This window comes from Microseira wollei NIES-4236, assembly GCF_020521235.1.
In the GTDB taxonomy this organism is placed as follows: Bacteria; Cyanobacteriota; Cyanobacteriia; order Cyanobacteriales; family Aerosakkonemataceae; genus Microseira; species Microseira wollei.
Genome location: NZ_BLAY01000062.1, coordinates 32919 through 51404, shown reverse-complemented (window position 1 = coordinate 51404; position 18486 = coordinate 32919). Strand labels below are relative to the sequence as shown.

The 18486-nt window shown below is 45.6% G+C and carries 15 protein-coding genes and 3 pseudogenes; 10 read left to right on the top strand and 8 right to left on the bottom strand.

Annotated features, from left to right (window positions below):
• Positions 1–145 precede the first annotated feature (145 nt).
• Both MiSe_RS20800 and MiSe_RS20795 read right to left on the bottom strand, forming a co-directional pair.
• Complete coding sequence (locus MiSe_RS20800) at positions 146–1732, bottom strand: NAD(P)H-quinone oxidoreductase subunit 4 (protein WP_226584518.1); 1587 nt, start codon at positions 1730–1732, stop codon at positions 146–148.
• Between the two features lie 331 nt (positions 1733–2063).
• The gene (locus MiSe_RS20795) at positions 2064–2570 is read right to left on the bottom strand and encodes a hypothetical protein (RefSeq protein WP_226584516.1); all 507 of its coding nucleotides are present in this window, start codon (positions 2568–2570) and stop codon (positions 2064–2066) included.
• A gap of 215 nt (positions 2571–2785) precedes the next feature.
• On the opposite strand from MiSe_RS20795, the gene MiSe_RS20790 reads away from it, so the two are divergent.
• Positions 2786–3151: a response regulator gene (locus MiSe_RS20790; protein WP_226584513.1), complete on the top strand. Its 366-nt coding sequence runs from the start codon at positions 2786–2788 to the stop codon at positions 3149–3151.
• A 20-nt stretch (positions 3152–3171) separates the two neighbouring features.
• Here the strand turns inward: MiSe_RS20790 and thrB are convergent, their stop codons facing one another.
• Both thrB and MiSe_RS20780 read right to left on the bottom strand, forming a co-directional pair.
• Positions 3172–4182, bottom strand: a complete 1011-nt coding sequence (gene thrB, locus MiSe_RS20785; RefSeq protein WP_226584511.1) for a homoserine kinase — start codon at positions 4180–4182, stop codon at positions 3172–3174.
• A 196-nt stretch (positions 4183–4378) separates the two neighbouring features.
• A complete protein-coding gene (locus MiSe_RS20780; RefSeq protein WP_226584508.1) occupies positions 4379–4618 on the bottom strand; it encodes a hypothetical protein in 240 nt (79 codons plus the stop codon).
• Between the two features lie 173 nt (positions 4619–4791).
• Between MiSe_RS20780 and MiSe_RS20775 the strand changes: the two genes are divergently transcribed.
• The gene (locus tag MiSe_RS20775) at positions 4792–6300 is read left to right on the top strand and encodes a type I polyketide synthase (protein WP_226584505.1); all 1509 of its coding nucleotides are present in this window, start codon (positions 4792–4794) and stop codon (positions 6298–6300) included.
• A gap of 148 nt (positions 6301–6448) precedes the next feature.
• A pseudogene (locus MiSe_RS20770) lies at positions 6449–7543 on the top strand (acyltransferase domain-containing protein); the annotation flags it as partial.
• Between the two features lie 28 nt (positions 7544–7571).
• On the opposite strand, the pseudogene MiSe_RS53910 reads toward MiSe_RS20770, so the two are convergent.
• Positions 7572–8808: pseudogene (locus MiSe_RS53910) on the bottom strand (RNA-guided endonuclease InsQ/TnpB family protein).
• 87 nt (positions 8809–8895) lie between these two features.
• Here MiSe_RS53910 and MiSe_RS20760 point away from each other — a divergent pair.
• The 7 genes and pseudogenes from MiSe_RS20760 to MiSe_RS20730 all read left to right on the top strand — a co-directional run bounded on the left by MiSe_RS20760 (position 8896) and on the right by MiSe_RS20730 (position 14121).
• On the top strand, positions 8896–9822 hold the full coding sequence (locus tag MiSe_RS20760) for a hypothetical protein (RefSeq protein ID WP_226584503.1): 927 nt from the start codon (positions 8896–8898) through the stop codon (positions 9820–9822).
• 12 nt (positions 9823–9834) lie between these two features.
• Positions 9835–11250 carry a methyltransferase gene (locus MiSe_RS20755; RefSeq protein ID WP_226584500.1) on the top strand — a complete coding sequence of 472 codons (1416 nt, stop codon included), beginning with the start codon at positions 9835–9837 and terminating at the stop codon, positions 11248–11250.
• Positions 11244–11735 (top strand): thioesterase domain-containing protein, encoded by a 492-nt coding sequence (locus MiSe_RS20750; RefSeq protein WP_226584497.1) that lies wholly within the window; start codon positions 11244–11246, stop codon positions 11733–11735. Before MiSe_RS20755 ends, MiSe_RS20750 begins: the two co-directional genes overlap by 7 nt.
• Before the next feature lie 44 nt (positions 11736–11779).
• A pseudogene (locus MiSe_RS52805) lies at positions 11780–12406 on the top strand (acyl-CoA dehydrogenase family protein); the annotation flags it as partial.
• A gap of 72 nt (positions 12407–12478) precedes the next feature.
• Complete coding sequence (locus MiSe_RS20740) at positions 12479–12907, top strand: acyl-CoA dehydrogenase family protein (protein ID WP_226584530.1); 429 nt, start codon at positions 12479–12481, stop codon at positions 12905–12907.
• A gap of 32 nt (positions 12908–12939) precedes the next feature.
• Complete coding sequence (locus tag MiSe_RS20735) at positions 12940–13659, top strand: acyl-CoA dehydrogenase family protein (RefSeq protein ID WP_226584494.1); 720 nt, start codon at positions 12940–12942, stop codon at positions 13657–13659.
• Positions 13660–13671: 12 nt separating this feature from the next.
• A complete protein-coding gene (locus MiSe_RS20730) occupies positions 13672–14121 on the top strand; it encodes an acyl-CoA dehydrogenase family protein (protein ID WP_226584492.1) in 450 nt (149 codons plus the stop codon).
• Between the two features lie 359 nt (positions 14122–14480).
• Here the strand turns inward: MiSe_RS20730 and MiSe_RS20725 are convergent, their stop codons facing one another.
• The 3 genes from MiSe_RS20725 to thrS form a co-directional block, all read right to left on the bottom strand.
• The gene (locus MiSe_RS20725) at positions 14481–15269 is read right to left on the bottom strand and encodes a DUF4058 family protein (RefSeq protein WP_226584490.1); all 789 of its coding nucleotides are present in this window, start codon (positions 15267–15269) and stop codon (positions 14481–14483) included.
• A gap of 175 nt (positions 15270–15444) precedes the next feature.
• On the bottom strand, positions 15445–16245 hold the full coding sequence (locus tag MiSe_RS20720; RefSeq protein WP_226584488.1) for a DUF4058 family protein: 801 nt from the start codon (positions 16243–16245) through the stop codon (positions 15445–15447).
• Positions 16246–16310: 65 nt separating this feature from the next.
• Positions 16311–18155: a threonine--tRNA ligase gene (gene thrS / locus MiSe_RS20715; RefSeq protein WP_226584486.1), complete on the bottom strand. Its 1845-nt coding sequence runs from the start codon at positions 18153–18155 to the stop codon at positions 16311–16313.
• Positions 18156–18486 lie beyond the last annotated feature (331 nt).

The following is an 18486-nucleotide window of genomic DNA, read 5'->3' as shown; positions in this document are numbered from 1 at the left end:
CCTTTTAACCTGAGTGTTAATATTAATTAAATTCACCTAATATTGACGGCAGATAAATCTGCTCGCATCGCGTTTCCGCCCCGATTTAAAAATGCGGGGCTACCACGCTCCCGGTATTTTTAGGTGTCGTTGCGTAATTCCCGATCTAAAGCGAATTGCTATCGAGTATTTGAGGTGCGTTGGAGTTGAAAGAGTAGATGGGCGATTTTTGTTGAGCAACGATGGGCAGAACTTGGCGCATTTCGGCTGCGACTGCTACCGCTTTCACATCGTAGGTTTGCGTCATCAGCTTGGGATACAACCCAATTCCGATAATCGGCAGCAACAGACAAGCGGCGATCAAGATTTCGCGAGGCTTTGCATCCATCCAAGATTCGAGGGCTAGCTTTTCATCTTGCTTGCCGTAGAACACTTCCCGCAGCATCGAGAGCAAGTAAATCGGGGTCAGAATCAATCCCACTGCCGACAGCAGCACTACGATAACCTTGAAGCTGGAGTTATAAGCATCGCTGGTGGTAACGCCCAAGAATACCGTCAACTCACTGACAAATCCGCTCATTCCCGGTAGCGCTAGGGAAGCCATCGCACCCGCAGTGAACAGAGCGAAGGTTTTGGGCATAGATTTAGCAATACCGCCCATTTTATCCATCATCAAGGTGTGCGTACGATCGTAAGCCACACCTGCGAGGAAGAACAACGCGGCGGCAATTAACCCGTGGGAAATCATTTGCAACAAAGCACCGTTAATTCCCAACTCGGTATAAGAGGCGATGCCAATCAGGACAAACCCCATGTGGGAAATCGAAGAAGAAGCCAAACGCCGTTTGAGATTCTTTTGAGCAAAGGCATTCAACGCACCGTAGATAATATTCACCACACCCAGCATCACCAACACCGGAGCAAAGTAAACGTGAGCGTGGGGCAGCATTTCGACGTTCATGCGGATGAGTGCATAACCACCCATCTTGAGCAAAACCCCTGCCAGAATCATCGAGACGGGGGCAGAAGCTTCGCCGTGGGCGTCCGGTAACCAAGTGTGTAGGGGGAAGATGGCCAGTTTGACGCCGAAGGAAATCAACAAGCCAGCATATAGTAAAAGTTCAAACCCGATGGGGTAGTGCTTTTGTGCCAGGGTTGAAAGGTCAAACGTAATATTGTCGCCATAGAAAGCCATTGCTAAGCCAGCAACCAGTATAAATACGGAGGCTGCTGCCGTATAGAGAATAAATTTGGTAGCTGCATAGAGGCGCTTTGGACCGCCCCAGATCGAGATTAATACATAGACTGGCACTAGCTCTAGTTCCCACACCAAGAAGAACAAAAGCAGATCCTGAGCCGCAAACACGCCAATCTGGGCGCTATACATTGCCAGCATTAGGAAGTGAAATAAACGCGGCTTGTTGGTAACTTTCCATCCGGCGAAGATGGCTAAAGTCGTTACCAAGCCGGTTAATACAATCAGCGGCATGGATAGACCATCCACAGCCACCGACCAATTCAAACCCAACTGCGGTATCCAGGGGTAGTTTTCCACCAACTGGAGCGATGAGCTTTGTAAATCGTAATGATTCCAAAAGGTATTAACGATCAAGCCCAATTCCAGAATTCCCACCCCTAACGAGTACCAGCGGACGGTTTTGCCTTCTTTGTCCGGGATGAGGGGAATCGCAAAGGCCGCTACTAGGGGTAGCAGAATTATAGTGGTTAGCCAAGGAAACGAGGTGCTAAACATCACTGAGAATAAATACTTATTGCATACACTTTCATTTTATTAAGCTGTGTAAAGTTTTGAGAATGGTGGAAACGCGGAAAAAAGTAGCGGTCAGCATAGATAAGAATAAATACATAAGTACCTGACTGGGGTCTGGAGCCTGGTTAAAAATATCCTCCGCATTTTCTCCTAGAAAGGTAAGTGGGTAGTGGGAAAGCTACGGATCCGCACTACCCTAGCGACCCAGACAATTGGGTTGGGACTTTGCCAGAATGGGGTTAAAGTAGTTCCCTGCATAGACCCAACTTGGATGAAGCTGTTCAGGGACGACGAATACTGCCCCAGCCAGTAGTCAAACAACTCGATTGACGATCGTCCAAACGTCGCCATCAGAGCGGACGTAAGGAACGGAGATACTTCTGAAGCCTGTAATGAAAGGCTTGTAGTAGACTTGCCAATAACTGGGAGCGATGTCATCAGCGATTGCTTTCAGTGCTTGGATCTCCTGTGCCAGTTCCGCTGAGAGTTGATTAATTCTTTGGGCGTGGGCGCGAGCGCTTTCTCTGCCCGCTTCTAGTTGCTCCTCCAATTGGGTGTATCTAGTTTTAGCCGGTAACCTGTTTGACTCGGCTAGTTTCTGCTTTAATTGAGCTTCTAGGGTAGCGATAGCATCGTCAATTCCCTTGACTTCGGCCGCAGCTAGCGCCAATTCTCTGGCACGGCGGCGGTAAGCAGAGGCTATAGCCTTGGGTGACTCATTGTCTGGACTTAACGGATCGACTTTGATCTGTTCCCGTTCCTGTCGCAGAGCCTGTATTTGAGATCGAATTGCTTCTATCTCTAGTTGTAATTGATCCATGACACAATTCCTTTGTGATTTTGGGAATAGAACAATGCAAACCTGTATCCGAATATATAAGCCAACTGCAACAGGGGTTTCTCGGAGATTGATAACAGGGTGATTGTACTGTGAGTACAAGTGGGTCTGTTTGATTTACCGAAGTGAAATCCCGCTCGGGGACACTACCATTATGTTCAAATGAATCTTTTAACCCTGCAAAACCCTGGAGAGTTATGGTTACAGTTTTGGTTGTGGAAGACAGTCGGACGCAACGGGAGATGATTTCAGGTTTCCTCCAAGAGAAGGGACTGCAAGTCACCCAAGCGAGTGATGGAATCGAAGCGCTCAACCAAATTGCAGCGCATCGTCCAGATGTAGTACTGATGGACATCGTAATGCCCCGGATGAACGGTTATGAATGTTGCCGTCGGCTGAAATCGAACCCGGAAACGCAGAATGTACCTGTGGTTATGTGTTCGTCTAAGCAGGAAGAATTCGACCGTTACTGGGGGCTAAAACAAGGTGCAGATGCTTATATTACTAAACCTTTCCATCCGTCAGAATTGATTCAAATACTGAAACGACTGCTGAAAAAGTAGCGGTAATAGAAAACATTTTTCTAGATACTAACTTTTGCTCCTTGGGAATCTATTTGCAGCGTAAGTACCTCTGGTTTCACTCCTTGTTCCTTCCAAGCATCCCCCATCGCCGTCGCCACGGCGGGTGCTGATGCCCCATCTGCTAATGCTAAAAGTGTAGGCCCTGCGCCGCTAATTACCATGCCATATGCACCAGATGCTAACGCCGCGTTTTTGACAGCATCATAGCCTTTAATCAATGCTTGGCGGTAAGGTTGGTGGATTTTATCTTGCAAAGCTGCTTGTAACCAATCGCGTTTACCAGTTTCTAACCCGCGCACGAGCAAACCCAGATGCGCCGTGTTAAAAATAGCATCAGCACGGCTGTATTCGGTAGGCAAAACGCGCCTCGCCTCCGCCGTGGAAAGTTCAAAATCGGGAATTGCCACTACAGGAATAATATCCCCGTGCCAGGGAATATCGCAGATTTCCCAATCAGTGGCGTTGGTAGCGGCGAGACGACATCCACCCACCAAGGCGGGGACGACGTTATCTGGGTGTCCTTCGAGAGCGATCGCCAGCCCCATCACTTCATTTTCAGGCATTGGCGAACCCGCTAACAAATTTGCACCTACTAACCCCCCCACAATCGCCGTCGCCGAACTTCCCAATCCTCGCGCTAACGGTACGCCGAGATTGATTTCTATTTGCACGGGTGGCGGCGTTTGATTGATATGCTGGTACAACTTTAAGAAAGATTGATAAGCTAGATTGCTTTCATCGGTAATAACGCGGTCTGCTTCAATACCAGTGACAGTAATTCTTAGCCCCCCCTCGTTCCCACGGCTCTGCCTGGGAACGCTGGGGGGTTGGGGAATTCTTAGCGCCCCCTCGTTCCCACGGCTCTGCCTGGGAACGCTGGGGGGTTGGGGGGGATCTAAGCGAGAAAATTTGAACTCGTTGTACAGCGTTAAAGCTGCACCAATGCAGTCAAAACCTGGCCCTAAATTAGCAGTCGTGGCGGGAACTCTAACCGTAACGCTTTTGCTCATTTTCAATTTTTAATCGCAGATCAACGCAGATAATATCATTACATGCGATCGCCGATTTTCTTGAAGCCCGGTTGTTAATTTTTACTAATAACGCAAGTTGCTAGTTATAAACAAGGGAGTTGCTAATTGCCAGCTTGCTAATTGCCAGCTTGCTAATATAGGATTTTTACTGACATTAGCTATTAGCCATTAGCCATTAGCCGCTCTTCGATAAATAACTAGCAACTTGAGTTAATATTGCGTTATTGCACATTTGTTGCCAAGACTGGGGTGTTAAATATCTATCCTGACGCTGAAGAGTTTTTGTAATTTTTTTGGCAGACAGTGCCACATCATTTTTTATTACTTTTCCTACTTTTCCTACTTTGGCTAATTGTATTACTTGGAACAATGGTGTTAGTAAATATTTTGGCGATCTACGACGTGGATTTGACAATAAATTTAGGGCTGCTATAATGCGATTTATCTCGATGATTCATCAAGTAAAACTGACACCAGCGCGTGCGAACGCTGGCGAAAAATTGGCTATGTATGGATAGAAAAAAAAGCTTTAATACTATAACTAGCGGCAGTTAAATTAATTAAATCAGCAATCTCAATGGGGCGTTCATGGTTGCGAAAACCGAAGACAGCAAGTTGGGGAGTTTCAATGAGTCGGCTTCCCAAGATAAAAAAACTGAAACAGAACCGATCGCGATCGTTGGCATCGGCTGCCGCATTCCAGGGGGTGCTAACAGTCCCGAAGCGTTTTGGAAACTGCTGCGAGACGGCATAGATGCCATAACAGAAGTGCCAGCAGACCGCTGGAAGGTGGAGAGTTTCTACGACCCAGACAAGGCAAAACCGGGCAAAACCCATACCCGCTGGGGTGGATTTATCGAAAAGATAGATCGATTTGATGCCCAATTTTTCGGTATTTCCCCGCGAAAAGCCGCTCGCATCGATCCGCAGCAACGACTGCTGCTAGAGGTAGCTTGGGAAGCGCTAGAGGATGGGGGACAGGTGGCAGAACGCCTTGTTGGCTCGAACACTGGTGTGTTTGTTGGGATCTATATCCACGATTACCAGAACATCCAGAGCAGCGATCGCGATCGCAATTTGATTGATGCTCAAACAGCTACAGGCATGGCTATGAGCATCACCGCTAATTGTATCTCTTACATATTTGATTTTCACGGTCCAAGCGTTGTCCTCGACACCGCCTGCTCTTCGTCTCTAGTTGCGGTTCACTTTGCCTGTCGTAGTCTGTGGAATGGAGAATGTAGCCTTGCTTTGGCAGGAGGCGTGAATGTCATGCTCAAGCCAGAGTGGACTATCAGTTTCAGCAAAGCAGGGATGCTCTCTCCTGATGGTCGTTGCAAAAGTTTTGATGCACAAGCCAATGGTTTCGTTCGGGGCGAGGGGGCAGGTATTGTGGTTCTGAAGCCTTTATCGGCTGCTCTAACTGACGGAGATCCGATTTATGCTGTCATCCGGGGCAGTGGTATAAACCAAGACGGTCGCACCAATGGGATTACAGTTCCAAACGGCAAAGCCCAGGAGACTTTGCTGCAAAAGGTGTGTCGTCAGGCTGGTGTCTCACCACAGCAGATACAGTATGTGGAAGCTCACGGGACGGGTACAGCCGTAGGTGACCCAATTGAGGCAAACGCCTTGGGAACCGTACTAGGTGCCAATCGCGATCCTGGAAACTACTGCGTTGTCGGCTCGGTTAAGACCAACATCGGACATTTAGAATCAGCAGCAGGTATTGCTGGATTGATTAAGGTAGCGCTGTCTTTGAAGCATCGCCAGATTCCGCCCAATCTGCATTTCCACACACCCAATGCCAAAATTCGATTTGAGGAGTTGCGGTTGCGAGTGCCGCAGACTCTAGAAACGTGGCCTGATAACGGTAATAGTCCGCGCTTAGCTGGGGTGAATTCCTTTGGGTTTGGGGGAACCAATGCTCACGTACTTCTAGAAGAAGCACCTCAAAATGCGGCGGGCGAAATTAATCAACAATATACAATCGAGTATCCAAAATCATTCTTATTGCCTCTATCGGCAAAGAGTCCGGAAGCTCTGAAGGCTGTTGCGCTCCTAACCCGTGACTTTTTAATTAACTCAAGTTGCTAGTTATCTCTCTGGGAGCGGCTAATGGCTAATGGCTAATGGCTAATGTCAGTAAAAATCCTAGATTAGCAATTAGCAATTAGCAATTAGCAACGCCCTTGTTTATAACTAGCAACTTGCGTTAATTAGATCTCTCAAACAAACAAACTCTTTGACAGGCGAGACGCCTATCCCACAAGAGTTATTGGAGAGGACTACTGGTGAAGATATCAATTCCAGCGTTTCACTATCAGACATATGTTACAGCGCGAGTCTGCGGCGAGGCCATCATAAATATAGGCTGGCGATAGTAGCTGATTCCAAACAAGATCTAGCCGAAAAATTGGCAGCATTTCTAGCTGGAGAAACCCGTCTGGGCATGTCTTGCAATGACGTGGTGACACCAGAAAAAGAAACCAAACTGGCTTTCATTTTCTCCGGCATGGGGCCGCAATGGTGGGCAATGGGGCGTCAGCTGTTGGAAGAAGAACCCGTATTCCGCCAAACTATCCAGGAGTGCGATCGCTTGCTGCGGCAATATGCCGATTGGTCATTGTGGGAGGAACTGACAGCATCACAGGAGACTTCCCGCATCAATCAAACCCAAATCGCTCAATGTGCCATTTTTGGCGTGCAAGTCGCTCTAGCCGCCTTGTGGCGTTCTTGGGGCATTACCCCGCAAGGGATTGTGGGTCATAGTGTCGGCGAAGTTGCTGCTGCCCACGTTGCTGGAATTCTGAGTCTGGAAGATGCTATCCGGGTGGTTTTCCATCGCAGTCGCTTGCAAGCGATCGCTGCTGGTAAAGGGAAAATGTTAGCAGTTGGACTGTCATTAAAAGAGGCTGAGCAAGCTTTAATCGGATACGAGACTTGCGTTTCTGTAGCAGCTGTCAACAGTCCTAGCGCTGTCACTCTCGCTGGGGCTAGCACCCCCCTGGAAGAAATTGCTAAATCTTTAGAGTTAAAACAGATTTTCTGCCGGTTCCTGCAAGTTGAGGTAGCTTATCACAGCCCGTTGATGGAGCCATTCAAGGCAGATTTAGCAGAATCGCTGCTGGAAATCAAGCCTCAAACAGCTAAAATTCCCCTGTTTTCTACCGTCACGGGTAGGCAGGTTGAAGGTTCGGAGTTAGATGGAACCTACTGGGGAAAAAATATGAGGAATCCGGTTCTGTTTGCGACAGCGATCGCTCAACTGATTCAAGCAGGTTACAAGCACTACCTAGAAATAAGCTCTCATCCAGTTCTCGCTAATTCAATCTCCGAGTGTCTGGCAAAAGCTGGGAGTGAACTACCTACACCGACCTTGCGGTACGGTGTAGGCTTCCCAATTCATTGGGGATTGCCTCGGTCTTCGTGGATTTTTTACGTCCCGAAGACTTTGGTCTTACATCCCCTCGGTGGGCAGAAGCGCTAGTTCCTAACGCCAATAATCGCAATCCCTCATTTCTAATATTTATTGCAGCATTAATGTCTCTATCATGCTGCGATGAGCAGTGTGGGCAATCTACAAACCTAACACCCAATGAATCGTAGCCATTTTGCAGCATGGGAATCGGTAGTAGAGTTTCACGTGCATTGCTGAGAAGATGGAAAGAAACGACCAATCTCAAAGTAGGTGTGACCAAATCTCTCGGCTTTGTATTTCAACATGGTTAAAAACATTCCCCAGCCTTGGTCGCTAATAGCTTTCGCAAGGTTGGAATTCTTAACCATGTTCTTCACTGCCAAATTTTCTCCGCAAATAACTTTGTTTTCGTATGCCCGGAAAGCGAGATAGCTTGTGTAGAAAGTCTTCTCTTACTCTAGCTATTTTGCCAGAGACTTTAGCGACTAAGCGTTTAGCTTTGCGACGTTTGTTAGATGTCTTGTCTGTTTTTTTTGATAACTTCTTTTGCTTACGTTTTCTATTCTTCTCTAGTTTTGCTAATTGTTTTTTAGGTAGGTCGTATTTCGACCCATCAGAAGTTATAGCCAAATTTTTCAATCCTAAATCAACTCCAATAGCTTCATTAATTGCAGCTACCGGATTGTCTTCCTGATTAAACAGAATAGAAGCTGTCTACCATCTGCATTCTTCGATCTGGTTACAGTTGTGAATTTAGCATCCGGCAGTTCTCTGTGGAACACGGCTTTTACCATCCCCAAATTGCCTGGAAACTTAATCACGGAATCCCGTGGTATTAGTTTCACATTTTGAGGATATTGAATCGATTGCTTGCCATGCTTAGATTTAAAGTTAGGGAATTTGGCGCGCCCTTCAAAGAAGTTGACAAAAGCACTTGAAAGGTTGAATGTGACTCGTTGCAGCACTTGACTGTATGCAAGTCCCAACCATTCATATTCTTTCTTCAATCCCGGAAGCAACTTATCCATTGCTGCTTTAGAAAGACCCCTACCAGTTTCTTTATACGCAGTGGTAGTGGCATTGAGCATATAATTCCACAGCCACCGAGTATTACCAAAACATTGAGTTAAGTAGGCTTCCTGCTCATCAGTAGGATAAATTCTAACTTTTATTGCTCTATACATGGCATCGACCTTACCGTGTTCACACATTCATGATAACATAAATAATGAATACTGTGGTGAATACACGGGAATTTGTTCGTTTCCTCCATGTCCTTTTCTCTCGCCTTCGGCATCGGTCAAAGGACTGTCGTCAACTCACTCGCAATTCATCTCACGCTGCCCTTCGGGTCAGACGTGAGCCTTCTTGCTGTTAAAGGTAAAGGAATGGTAATTCCTTCCTTGCGACGCAAAGAATCAGAGCGTCTGATGATGCTAGGCTCGCTGGGTAAGCTCTACACTTTGGGATATCCGGTTGATTGGCATCAGCTCTATCCGCAAGCAGGAAACTTCGTGCGGTTGCCTTCCTATCCCTGGCAGCGACAGCGTTATTGGTACGAGTCTGTGGAATCCCAGCAATCGCGCCTCGGAACAAATCCCCTCTTTCCCAATTTAGCGGAGAGCGATCGCCAAACTTTAATCGAGCAGCTGAACAAATCCGGCAGGTTCTCAGAGTCGGAGATGAAATTACTGCCTAAGCTGCTAAACGCCTTATTTGAACAGAGCGAAAAACAGTTAATCTCTGACTCGCTCCCCTCTGCATTCTCTGTGGCTGAATGGATGCCGACTCCCGGAGAAATTCGCGATGCAGTCATGCCTTTTGTGGGTGAATTAATCCCACAACCAGAACTATTAGATGGGTTAGAAAGCTTAAGCATTGACTATATTCTCAACGCCTTCAAGGAAATGGGATGGAAGTTTCAACAGGGGCAGCGCTTGACTACCGCCTTCATCGCAGAGCAGTTAGGCGTTGTTAACCAACAGCAGAGATTGCTAGGACGGTTGCTAGAAATTATATCGGAAGTTGGAGTGCTAAAAGGGATAGGTTCAGAGTGGGAAGTTGCCTTTGTGCCTGAGATTCAATCTCCACAAGAGCGTTGGAGTAGATTATTAATTCAGTACCCAGCAGCAAAAGCTGAGTTAATCCTTCTCGATCGTTGTGCTTCCAAGCTGGGAAAGGTGCTTCAAGGAACTTGAGAGGCGCTACAGTTGTTATTCCCCGAAGAAGCAGATACGACTCTAGAAAGGCTATATCAGGATTCCCCTACTTTTGTGCAGATGAATGCTCTCGTGCAAAAGGCGATCTCTGGATTGCTGAAGCATCTACCCCAAGAACGAAGAGTCCGCATCCTAGAAATTGGTGCCGGTACGGGTGGAACGACTGTCCGTCTTTTGCCTCATCTAAATCCCCAGCAGACGGAGTATGCGTTGACTGATATAGGACGGTTGTTTATCGCTCGGATGCGACAGAAATTCGCTGATTACCCTTTCGTCCACTACCAAGTTTTAGACATCGAAAAATCTCCGCAGCAGCAAGGATTTGCCAGCCATCATTACGACCTGATTATCGCTGCTAATGTACTGCACGCCACCAGGGATTTACGCACTACCTTACAGCATATACGGCAATTATTGGTTCCCGGAGGAATGCTAGTGCTGTTGGAAGGAACAGCTCCTCGCCGCTGGATAGACTTAATTTTTGGCTTATTAAAGGGATGGTGGATGTTTTCCGACTACGATCTACGACCTAACTATCCCTTGCTGTCCGCTTTTAAGTGGCAAGAATTTTTGCAACAAAATGGATTTACAGAAGTATCAACTATTCAACCAGGCTTTGAGGATTTATTCTCTCAAGCCGTCATTGTTGCCCAAGCACCAATAACCCCAGAGGCAATAGCTAAAGCAAAAAATAGTCTGACGCTTTCTAGTAATGGTGACAATAGCCATTCTTTCAAACCCTCCCCAGCTCCACATCTAACCATTGCAGAAATAACAGCCGCAAATCCGCAAGATCGTCATCAGCTTATGGAATCCTATTTAGCAAAACAAGTGGCAAGAGTATTGGAAATTTCTCACTCCAAGTTAGACTTGCACGCACCTCTTAAGAACTTAGGACTTGATTCTCTAATGGCAATAGAGGTAAAAAGCAAGATTGAAGTGCATTTGGGAAAGATAGTACCACCAGTCAACACTTTGCCAGATATTAGCCTGGAGCAACTAACCAAGCAAATGCTCGCCAAAGCGATTCCTTCCCTTTCTCCCCACGAGACAATAGCAGAGCAACATTGTAATTCACACAGCGAAGAACTGATAGCCATTCAACCTTGCGGTTTCCAGCCTCCCTTTATCTGCGTCCATCCAGGTGCCTTAGATGTATCTTGCTACGGCGATTTAGCCTCTCATTTGGGCAATGAACGACCATTTTACGCCTTGAAACCATCCGATATAGACAATTATAAAAGTCTTGAGGATCGATTATTTTCTCCAACTCCCATTGAGGAAGTAGCAGCGCATTGTCTGGAAATTCTCCACAGTCTGAAGCCAGAGGGTCCTTACTTTCTTGGAGGGTGGTCATTAGGTGGGTGTGCCAGCAAAATGAAAAAGGCCAGGAAGTTGCTTTGTTAGCTTTATTTGATGTCCGGAATATACCTTCTAGTGATGATGACAAATTAGTGATGCGATTTGCCAGTTACTTAGGCTGTCGTTACGGCAAAAAACTACCTGGTATATCGAACCAAGTCGGAGAGCTTGGGATAGATGAAAGATTGAGGCAAATTTTGCAGCAAGCGATCGCCGCCGATATATTGCCAAAAACTCACAATTTATTGGATTTAAAAAATCTTTTTCAAGCCTACAAAAATGGCATCAACACCGCAATGGAACAAATCAAAAACTACAAACCTCGAATCGTCTCTGCCAATCGAATTGTCTGGTTTGATGCTGAAGAGTCTTTAAAAATAGAGCAACCCCTTCTTGGGCTTCAATGGGATGGGAATCAAAACTATTCCCAAGTCTTGGAGAGTTATACGATTCCCGGAGATCATTACACCATGCTGCTAGAACCAAATGTTCGGATTTTGGCAGAAAGATTCAAAAATTATGAAAAATAAGAAGTTGATTTTGCCTTTGAACTATTAACTCTCGATCGTTAACCATGAATTTGACAATTTCTCAATTTCAAGAGCAACTGAAAGAATCAGCTAGGCTATTTGCAGAAAAGCAAGTAGCTCCCACAGTAATCAAACGAGATGAAGAAAGACTGTGGTCAGCCAATATTTTTGAAAAAATGGGTGAAGAAGGCTTATTAGGCAGTATATTTCCGACGGATTAAGGTGGCAGAAATCAATCTGTATTCGACTATTACTTACAAATTCAAGGTTTTGCCGAAGGAGGATTAGATGTAGGTTTATCCCAAGCTTGGGGAACTCATGTAATCTGCGGTTTGCTGATTGAAAAATTTGGTAATAAAGAGCAGAAGAAAAAATACATACCCCAACTCTGTGGTGGCGCAAAAGTCGGGGGATATTATTTGGGTGATTGGGAACAGGGTTTTAAGGCACAAAATTTGCAGCTGAAGGCGGTGAATAAAGGAGATTACTTGCTAGTTAACGGGGTAGCGAAAGCGATCGCCAATGGTATGCAAGGAAACTTGTTTGTAGTCGCTGCGGCTACAGAGAAAGATACCATCTCTACCTTCATAGTAGAAACTGGATTGGCAGGATTGCGCGTCGATCCATCCCTAGCTAGATTGGGTTGGAAAACCTGTCCCGTAGGAGATCTGTACTTTGAAGATTATAAAGTATCTCAGCAAAACTTGTTCGAGGTAACAGATTTCAAAACAATCTTGCTGCTGATGCAAAATTGGGAGCGATTTCTGATCATTGCACCTTGGATTGGTATTATGAAGGCTTTATACGATCGCTCTGTGACTCAAGCGCAAAACCGAGAACTACTCGGCAAACGGGTGGCAACTTTTTCAGGAATCCGCGCCATTCTTGCTAACCTGAGAATTAATTATGAACTCAGTCAGCATTTAGCCGATCGTGCAGCTTGGTTAATGACACAAAATAGCGATCAGCTGCTGGTGGAAATGGCAATGACTAAGGTTTTTATTTCAGAAAAAGCTCAGAAGGTAGCACGGGATGCGGTTCAGTTACACGGAAGTAATGGTCTGCTTCTCAGTCAACATGTAGAGCGGTTTTACCGAGATGCCATGTTGCTGACTATCCTTGGTGGCGATAGCGAAATTACTCGTTCTGCGATCGCTCAAGCAATATTTTAGATTGGTTGATATCATGAAGGGAAAATTAAACAATGGATTTTTCACTTACCCCTGAACAAAAACAGTTTCAAGAAACTTTTTCTAACTTCTGTCAAGAACGGATTGCTCCTGGGAGTCGGGAAGCAGATCAAACGGGTATATTTCCTCAGCAAAACTGGGAATACCTTAAACAAAAAGAATATTTTGCCCTCTTTCACGAGCGAGAATTGGGTGGCAAAGGAGCTGATGGTGTTACCTTGGCTATTGCCATAGAAACCCTAGCTAAAGCCTGTGCAAGTACAGCTTGGGTTGCGACAATTTCTACCCTACTCAGTGGCAAAATTATCGCAAATTTTGGCACTCCAGCTCACCAAGAAAAATGGCTGCGTCCCGTCATCAAAGGCGAAAAAATTGCTTGTTTCTCGGTGGTCGAATTGAGAGGAAGCGATCAACTTAATATGCAGACTCATTTAGTAAAAACGAAAAACGGCTATTTGCTCAATGGAAAAAAAAATAAAACCACCAATATTCCGGGAGCTGATGTTGGGATAATATATGCGAACATTGCCGACGAGAAAGGCAATCTCAAAAATGAATTTGCCTATGCGCTCGTCGAGCTAAAAAATCAAAATATTAAACAAGAGCGTATAGAAACTCACGGATTACGCGCTATGCCTTGGGGAAGAATAACTTTTGAAAATGTTGCAGTGCCTGAATCAGATGTAATTATACTCAAAAATACCAATTTATCAGAGCTATTAAAAACTGTATAATGGGGACAATTTTTGATTAGTTGTTGTTCGCTTGGAATTGCTGAAGCTGCTCTTGAGTCTGCTATATCTTATACAAAAAAAGCTCAAGTAGCAGGTGTACCTTTAATTGAATTGCAATCGGTGCATCGCCAATTAGTAGATATGAAAGCTGAAATTAACGCAGCACGTGCTATTATTTGGCATGTCGCTTGGTTAAAAGAGAAGAAGCAATCCGCTCGCGAGCTAGTGGCAATAGCTAAAATACATACAACAGAAATGGCTGTTCGCATAGCCCAAACTGCCATGAATCTTCATGGAGGATGGGGATTTTCAACTGAATATGATGTAGAACGTTTGTTAAGAGATAGCCAAGGAAGTTTGGCAGGAGGTTTAGCGGCGGATGTTCTGCGGGAATCTATTACTTGTTCTCTGTTTGGTATAAATCAATGGCAACCTGAACCATTTAATATGGATTTATTTTAGTTGTCCAACTTAGTAGTAAAGATTGCTAGGGTTGCAACTTATACAAAAGTTATACGCAAAGAAACCGGGTTTCTGCGAAAAATCGTGGCAAAAGAACCAGAGTACGCCGCCAGAAACAAAGGTGATATCATGTCCTGAGGCTAATTGCTAATTGCTAATTGCTCGCTTGTCAATTGCCTTCAGAGCAGCCATTAGCGATTAGCTATTTAGCAGTTACACAACCGTTGCTATTGGACATGATATGATAGGTTCGTCGTGGGTAAGTCCTGAAGTTGTTGCCGTTGAAAGTACCACTAAAAGTTTATGTAAGAAAGCGTTCGCGTAGCGTGCGGTCGGCATATCGCTCTCCACTTCCCCCATTACTTTAACCCTTTTTCCCGCAACAAACCATCTGCCCAAGCTGCCTCAGATTCGGATAATTGCGGTACGGTTTCGCTGTTATAATCAATTACATAATCGTACCCCGCTCGCTCATATATACTATTAATTAACGTCTGTAAATCTACGATTGGTTCGACATCGCCGCGCCGCAAAGGTAAAGGAAAAGAGGGAATTGCATCTGGTAAATTAAACAAATACAAATCAGCCATTGGGCGCTCATTTCCCCTACCGATTAAAATGCGATAATTTGCTTCTATATCGCTGTCTAACACAGGCATTGGTTTCCCTGCCCGTAGTAAATCAATTTCCACAAGGTGGGTGCGACTTCCTAATACTTGCTGACGTTTCTCTTCATACATTTCTCGTCCTTGTCCGGCGCGTTTATTTGTAGGCGAAAGCACTTCAATAACTGTCACTACTTGTTTAGTTGCTATTTCTCTTACTTCCAAATACCTTTCTCTGAATTCCAAAGGGATAGGCATTCTCACCCGACGAGGTGTGACGGGTGGCGCAGCAACAGCAACATTAGAATTTGTTTGATTTGTTTGATTTTGCAAACGTTGTTGCACAACTACATCAGGAATACCTACTAAAAGCGAATCATCCCCATTAACTTGATAAACTCGCTTTTCGATATTAACTCGATATTTTGGGACTAATTGAGGAACCAAAGCATCCGCGAGCGCTATTATCAATCTATTGTGTACTTCAGGCCATATTTCAGGATGTTCTAAATAGGGATTCATCCCAGGAAATGGATTAGGCATAAACTCACCTCTTTTACCTTAAGCCTTTTTCTCGCAGTAATGTAACCCAAGTTGCTAGTTATAACTTGTGACAGCGGTAATTGCTCGCTTGCTAATTGCTAATGGCTAATTGCTAATTGGGTTAACAGGCTTTTGCCTTCTTGACAACTACCCATTAGCCATTAGCCATTAGCCATTACCAGTACCGCTTGATGTAACTAGCAACTTGCGTTAATGTATCTACCCAATTTGCCTCTGATTCTGACAATTTCGGCACGGTTTCGCTATTATAATCGATTGTATAATCATAACCCGATCGGTCGTATAACCCATTAATTAATGGCTGCAAATCGACAATGGGTTCTACATCGCCTCGCCGCAAAGGTAACGGGAAAGTCGGGATTGCATCGGGTAAATTAAACAGGTATAAATCCGCTTTGGGTCGCCGGTCGCCCCGACTCACCAAAATCCGATAATTCGCGGCAAGGTTACTATCAAAAACTGGGAGAGGTTTCCATCCTCGCAGCAAATCAATTTCCACTAAGTGAGTACGGCTTCCCAGTACCTGCTGTCGTTTTTCTTCATACATTTTGCGTCCTTGTCCGGCACGTTTATTTGCAGGTGACAGCAATTCAATAACTGTCACTACTTCTTTATTTTTAGTTTCGCGTACCTCTAAATATCCTTCTCTAAATTCCATCAACATTGGAACTCTTACTTCTACAGGTGTAGCCGTTGGCGTAGCAACAGCAACAGCAGAGTCTCTAGACTCCGTTCCAGTCTGGTTATCTGGCACGCTAACATCTGGAAGACCTACTAAAAGGTCATCTTCGCTTTCACTGGCCCGGTAAATTCGCTTGTCTATCGTGACAATATATTTCGGTAGCAACTGAGGTACTAATGTTTCCAGCAAGCTACTAAGTAGCAGGTGATGAACTTGAGGCCATTCATCAGGATGTTCTAAATAGGGATTCATCCGTGGAAATGGATTAGGCATAGGAATTTTAGATTTGGGATTTGGGATTGTAGAGACGTTGCACGCAACGTCTCTAATAATATTCCCTAGAAGTTGCTGTAGTTGGAAATAGCGTTTTTCAGCCTTTCCAATACTTCGGCAACTGGGATTGAGCCTAATTCTCCAGCAGCGCGGGTGCGAATGCTGAGACTGTCGGTTTCGACTTCTTTGGCACCGACAATTCCCATCACGGGTATTTTGTCTTTTTCGGCGTTACGAATTTGTTTACCCAAACGTTCGCCGCTGGTATCTGCTTCGGCGCGGATATTGAGCGATCGCATTTTTTCCGCGACTTCTTTAGCAAATGGCAAAAACTCATCGCTAACCGTCAACAATCGCGCTTGAATTGGTGATAACCACAAGGGGAAATCTCCCGCATACTCTTCAATTAAAATCCCAATTAGCCTTTCCAACGAGCCAAAAGGTGCGCGGTGAATCATCACCGGACGCTGGCGCGTGCCATCTTCTGCCACATATTCCAACTCGAATCGTTCTGGCAAATTGTAATCTACTTGCACCGTTCCTAACTGCCATTCGCGTTCCAAGGCATCGCGGAAAATAAAATCGAGTTTGGGGCCATAAAATGCTGCTTCCCCAATACCTTCAAAGTGTTCCATTCCCAGCTTTTCTACCGCGCGGCGAATTGCACCTTGCGCTTTTTCCCATGCCTCATCAGCACCGATATATTTATCCGATGCCGGATCTCGGAAACTCAATCTGGCTTTAAAATTCTTCAGTTGCAGCTTGTTGAACACCGACAGAATTAAATCCACTACATTCAGGAATTCGCTGTCTAATTGTTCTGGCGTGACAAAGAGGTGAGAATCATCGACAGTGAAACCCCGCACCCGCGTTAAACCGCCCAATTCCCCAGATTGTTCGTAGCGGTAAACCGTGCCGAATTCCGCTAAGCGCATCGGCAGTTCCCGATAAGAACGCAACTCGCTTTTATAGATTTGGATGTGGAAAGGACAGTTCATCGGTTTGAGGGTAAAACCCTCTTCCTTCGCCGCAGATTGCTCATCTTCTGCCATCAAAGGAAACATATCTTCTTTATATTTCTGCCAGTGTCCGGAGATTTTGAATAAGTCCACTTTGGCGATGTGCGGCGTGACGACGGGTAGATAACCGCGTTTGAGTTGTTCCTGTTTGAGGAAGTCTTCCAAAAGACTCCGCAACACGGTTCCTTTGGGCGTCCACAAAGGCAACCCAGGCCCTACGTCATCGGAAAATATAAACAGTCCTAATTCTTTGCCCAGTTTGCGGTGGTCCCGGCGCAATGCTTCTTCCTTGCGGCGTTTATATTCTGCCAGCTGTTCCGCAGTTTCCCAAGCAGTGCCGTAAATCCGTTGCAGTTGCGCTTTGGTAGCATCTCCCCGCCAGTATGCCCCGGCGACGCTTTCTAGTTCAATTGCTTTGGGGTTCAACTCGCCGGTATTTTCCAAGTGGGGACCCGCGCACAAATCCCACCATTGATCTCCCAGGTGGTAGATCGTAATCGGTTCTTCTTTTATACTTTCTAGTATTTCCAGTTTGTAAGGCTCGTTAATTTCCTTGATGCGGCGTTGGGCTTCCTCGCGGGTGACTTCTTCCCGAATCACGGGCAATTTGCGGTTAACGATTTTGACCATCTCTTTCTGGATGGCTTTCAAATCTTTTTCCGTAAATGGTTCAGAATTGTCAAAATCGTAGTAAAATCCATTTTCAATCCAGGGGCCGATCGTCACCTGCGCTTTGGGAAATAACTTTTGCACCGCCATCGCCATCACGTGGGAGGCGGTGTGACGAATTTTCTTTAAGGTTTCAGATTCGTTGGTGCGAGGTAAATACATTTTTACTGGCTGTTCTGGGGAATCGGTCGATTCTGGTTTAATTGAAGGCTGCTGAACCATGTTTCTAAGAAAAAAATTGATAATAGTGGCATCGGGCATTGGGCAGGTGGGATCTTGGGCAGGTGAGCTCTTGGGCAAGAAGGCGGGGAGGCAAAAGCAGCAGAGGGACCCAGGGGAATTTGAATCTATCATTCTTCCCATCTCCCCTGCTCCCCATCTCCCCTGCTCCCCTGCTCCCCTGCTCCCCTGCTCACCCGCACAAGAGTCCACCCCCTACCGCTCTATCTTACCGACTTGCCCTACCGCTGGTTAGAGTAGGGATATTTAACAAAATCTGCCAGAAATGTAACGAAACGTAAATGAGGTTAAGATTATGATGTAAGTTAGTAAG

Bases quoted from the DNA above. Each gene is read 5' to 3' on its own strand.
- MiSe_RS20800 (WP_226584518.1), bottom strand. From the start codon at position 1,732: ATGTTTAGCACCTCGTTTCCTTGGCTAACCACTATAATTCTGCTACCC.
- MiSe_RS20795 (WP_226584516.1), bottom strand. From the start codon at position 2,570: ATGGATCAATTACAACTAGAGATAGAAGCAATTCGATCTCAAATACAG.
- MiSe_RS20790 (WP_226584513.1), top strand. From the start codon at position 2,786: ATGGTTACAGTTTTGGTTGTGGAAGACAGTCGGACGCAACGGGAGATG.
- thrB (WP_226584511.1), bottom strand. From the start codon at position 4,182: ATGAGCAAAAGCGTTACGGTTAGAGTTCCCGCCACGACTGCTAATTTA.
- MiSe_RS20775 (WP_226584505.1), top strand. From the start codon at position 4,792: ATGGTTGCGAAAACCGAAGACAGCAAGTTGGGGAGTTTCAATGAGTCG.
- MiSe_RS20760 (WP_226584503.1), top strand. From the start codon at position 8,896: ATGTCCTTTTCTCTCGCCTTCGGCATCGGTCAAAGGACTGTCGTCAAC.
- MiSe_RS20740 (WP_226584530.1), top strand. From the start codon at position 12,479: ATGCAAAATTGGGAGCGATTTCTGATCATTGCACCTTGGATTGGTATT.
- MiSe_RS20735 (WP_226584494.1), top strand. From the start codon at position 12,940: ATGGATTTTTCACTTACCCCTGAACAAAAACAGTTTCAAGAAACTTTT.
- MiSe_RS20725 (WP_226584490.1), bottom strand. From the start codon at position 15,269: ATGCCTAATCCATTTCCTGGGATGAATCCCTATTTAGAACATCCTGAA.
- MiSe_RS20720 (WP_226584488.1), bottom strand. From the start codon at position 16,245: ATGCCTAATCCATTTCCACGGATGAATCCCTATTTAGAACATCCTGAT.
- thrS (WP_226584486.1), bottom strand. From the start codon at position 18,155: ATGGTTCAGCAGCCTTCAATTAAACCAGAATCGACCGATTCCCCAGAA.